Origin of the sequence: Kocuria sp. SM24M-10 (genome assembly GCF_001027955.1) — a bacterium.
GTDB lineage: Bacteria > Actinomycetota > Actinomycetes > Actinomycetales > Micrococcaceae > Kocuria > Kocuria oceani.
Genome location: NZ_LDNX01000007.1, coordinates 1 through 3795, shown reverse-complemented (window position 1 = coordinate 3795; position 3795 = coordinate 1). Strand labels below are relative to the sequence as shown.

The 3795-nt window shown below is 74.3% G+C and carries 3 protein-coding genes and 1 pseudogene; all 4 read left to right on the top strand.

All coding sequences use genetic code 11. From position 1 onward, the window contains the following. Positions 1-769: pseudogene (locus ABL57_RS00405) on the top strand (ATP-dependent helicase); the annotation flags it as partial. A 27-nt stretch (positions 770-796) separates the two neighbouring features. After that, positions 797-1636: a DNA-formamidopyrimidine glycosylase family protein gene (locus ABL57_RS00400; RefSeq protein WP_047801476.1), complete on the top strand. Its 840-nt coding sequence runs from the start codon at positions 797-799 to the stop codon at positions 1634-1636. Between the two features lie 183 nt (positions 1637-1819). Then, positions 1820-3295, top strand: a complete 1476-nt coding sequence (locus ABL57_RS00395; RefSeq protein WP_238985937.1) for a stealth family protein — start codon at positions 1820-1822, stop codon at positions 3293-3295. 77 nt (positions 3296-3372) lie between these two features. Further along, positions 3373-3705, top strand: a complete 333-nt coding sequence (locus ABL57_RS00390; protein ID WP_047801475.1) for a carboxymuconolactone decarboxylase family protein — start codon at positions 3373-3375, stop codon at positions 3703-3705. Positions 3706-3795: the final 90 nt, after the last annotated feature.

The following is a 3795-nucleotide window of genomic DNA, read 5'->3' as shown; positions in this document are numbered from 1 at the left end:
CGGGGCGCTGCGGGCCGCGAGCGGTCCGGCCACCCTGGAGCGGCACGACTCCCCGCTCGTGGCCGGGCGCTGGTCGATGCTGCGCCCGGAGCCGCTCGAGCCCACGCTGCGGGCCTCGGCCACCGCCGAGCTGCTCATGGACCGCTACGGGGTGGTGACCAAGGGGCCCGTGGCCGTCGAGGAGATCCCCGGCGGCTTCGCCACGGTCTACAAGGTCCTCTCCACCCTGGAGGACACCGGCCGCGCCCGCCGCGGCTACTTCATCGAGGGGCTCGGCGCCGCCCAGTTCGCCCAGCCGGCCACCGTGGACCACCTGCGCACGTTCAGCACCGACGACCAGGTGCGCGCCGAGGAGCCCGTGGCGCTGGCCCTGGCCGCGACCGACCCCGCCAACCCCTACGGGGCCGCCCTCGAGTGGCCGGACCCGGTCGCGGCGACCACCCCGGACGGCGAGGACGCGCCGGCCGGCCGGCACCGGCCCGGGCGCAAGGCGGGCGCCGTCGTCGTGCTCGTGGACGGCGACCTGGCCCTGTACGTGGAGCGCGGCGGGCGGACCGTGCTCGCGTTCACCGAGGACGCGGACGCCCTGGCCGCCGCCGGACCGGCCGTGGCCGGCACCGTGCGGCGGGGCGCGGTGGACAAGCTCACGGTGGAGAAGGTCAACGGGGCCCCGGTGCTCGGCCCCGGCCCTCTCGAGACCGCGGTCCGGGAGTCCCTGCTGGCCGGAGGCTTCTACTCGACCCCGCGCGGACTGAGGATGCGCCGGTGACCGGGGCGCCCGGAGAAGGAGGCCGTCGTGCCCGAGGGTGACACCGTCTACCGCCAGGCCGCGCTGCTGCGCCGAGCCCTGGCCGGTCAGGTCCTCACGCGCAGCGACCTGCGCTTCCCCGCGATCGCGACCGCGGACCTCTCCGGGCGCACCGTGACCGCGGTGGTCCCGCGCGGCAAGCACCTCCTGATCCGCGTGGACGGCGGCCCCGAGGCCCTGGAGCCGCTGAGCCTGCACTCCCACCTGCTCATGGAGGGCATGTGGCACGTCTATCCGCGGGGGGCCCGCTGGCGGCGCCCCGGCTACCAGGCGCGCGCGGTCCTGGAGACCGCCGCGGCCCAGGCGGTGGGCTTCGACCTCGGGATGCTGGACCTCGTGGCCACGGCGGACGAGGACGAGCTCGTGGGCCATCTCGGCCCGGACCTGCTCGGCCCCGACTGGGACCGGGCACAGGCCCTGTCCCGGCTGGCCCGGCACCCGCGCCGGCCCGTGGCCGCCGCGCTGATGGACCAGCGCAATCTCGCGGGGATCGGCAACGTCTACCGCAACGAGATCCTCTTCCTGCGGCGCCTGCACCCCTTCACCCCGGTGGCCGCCGTCGAGGACCTCGGCGCCGTGGTGGACCTCTCCCACCGGCTGCTGCACGCCAACCGGGACCGCTCCCAGCGCTCCACCGTGGGCGGGCCGGCCCGGCGCGGCGAGCAGTTCTGGGTCTACGGCCGCGGCCGGCAGCCCTGCCGACGCTGCGGGACCCCGATCCGGGAGGCCCGGATCGACGACGCCGAGCTCACCCCCGGCGAGACCCACCCCGGGCCCCCGCAGGACCGGGCGCTGTGGTTCTGCGAGCGCTGCCAGCCGGCCCCGTGACGGCGGGCGCCCGCGGGGTCTTATCCTGGGAGCGCCGCAGCCGCTGACGAGGACCAGGAGACCACCATCGACGCCACCACGCTCGACACCGCCTACTTCCCCGCGCCCGAGGACGGGCCCGACGGCGAGGAGTTCCGCAGCGCGTCCCGCGCCTCCGCCGCGGCGCTCGACGAGCGCCCGGACGTGGTCCGGTACAAGGGCCGCTTCGCCCTGCGCATCACCGACCAGACGCCCCACGACGTCATGGTGCAGAACCTGCTCTTCCTGCGCCGCGTCCTGGAGGGCGCCGGGATCGACCACCTCCTGGTGCGGGGCAACGACGAGCGGCCCGTGGTCGCGGTGGACCTGCACGACCGGGCGCGGCTGCGCGAGGCCCTGGTGGAGGCGGCCCTCGGCGAGCCGTACTACGTCAAGCCCATGGACACCAAGAAGCAGACCTCCGAGCTGCTCGCGGACGGGGAGCTCACGCACCGGCGCAACGCCCGCGTGTTCCGGCTCTACCGCCCGCACTACTCGAAGCGCTCGAAGTTGTACTACGGCGCGGCGACCGGCGTGCAGATCGAGCTGTGGGAGTTCGGCGAGCACGAGATCCGGCTGCCGGTGGAGAACTCCCTGACCCGCCGGTCCGTCTCCCGCGCGGAGGCCGTGCGCGGGAGCGTGGAACGCTTCGGCCTGCCGTGGCCGACCATCGAGAACATGTTCGCCGACCACGCCAGCGACATCGACTTCGAGATCGACATGGTCTTCTCCTGGGTGGACGGCTCCGACGCCGAGTACCGGCGGGTCCGGGCGTCCTACATGGAGGACGCCGTGGTCGGGGAGGGCGACGACCACGAGGCCCGCTTCCGGCAGGTCGACGAGCTCAAGTACGCCCTGCGCTCGGTGCACATGTTCGCCCCCTGGGTGCGCACCATCTACATCGCCACCGACTCCCGGCCCCCGGCCTGGCTGGCCGAGCACCCCCGGGTGCGCGTGGTGCGCAGCGAGGAGTTCTTCGCGGACACCTCGGTGCTGCCCGTCTACAACTCGCAGGCGGTCGAGGCGCAGCTGCACCGGATCGAGGGGCTGTCCGAGCACTTCCTCTACTCCAACGACGACATGTTCTTCGGCCGCCAGCTCGGGCCCGCCCTGTTCTTCTCCCCCGGCGGGGTGTCGAAGTTCGTGGAGGCCAGCACCCGCATCGGCCTGGGCGAGGGGCACCCCGAGCGCTCGGGCTTCGAGAACGCGGCGCGGGTGAACCGGAGGCTGCTGTGGGAGCGCTTCGGCCGGATCACCACCCGTCACCTGGAGCACTGCGCCGCCCCGCTGCGCCGCAGCGTGGTGGCCGAGATGGAGCAGGAGTTCCCCCGGGAGTTCCTCCGCACCTCCTCCAGCCGCTTCCGCGCCGCGGAGAACATCTCGGTGACCAACTCGCTGTACCACTACTACGCGCTGCTCACCGGCCGGGCCGTGACCCAGGAGACCGCCCGCACCGAGTACGTGGACACCACCACCCGGGCGGGGCTGCAGCAGATGGACAGGCTGCTCGGGCGGCGGAGCCTGGACATGTTCTGCCTCAACGACGGCAGCTTCCCGGAGGTGCCGGCGGCCGAGCGGGCCGAGCGGATGACCGCGTTCCTGGAGCGGTACTTCCCGGTCCGGGCGCCCTGGGAGAGGTGACCGGGCCGGGCGCCGGGGGTGGGCGGCCGGGGCCGGTCCCGGTAGCCTCGGGACATCCGACCCGGAAGGACGTCACCGTGACCGACCACTACCACTCCCCGGACGACCTCAAGCGCCTGCCCGAGTTCAAGGAGCTCGCCCCGCAGGAGTTCCAGGCCTTCGCCGCCTTCGACGGCACGATCGGGCGGGAGGGCGGGGCCATCGACCAGCTCCACCGCGAGCTCATCGCGGTGGCCGTGGCCATCAGCTCCCAGTGCCCCTACTGTCTCGAGGTGCACGTGACCCAGGCCAAGAAGGCGGGGGCCTCGAAGGCCCAGATCGCCGAGGCGGTCATGGTCGCCGCCGGGCTGGGCGCCGGCGCCGCGGTCACCCACGGCACCATGGCCGTGCGGATCTTCGACGAGGCCTGATCCCGGTCCTCCCCGGCCGGGGAGGACCGGTGCGGTCCCGTGCCGCGGCGTGCCCCGGCCGGGGCACGCCGCGGCACGGCGGCTCAGACC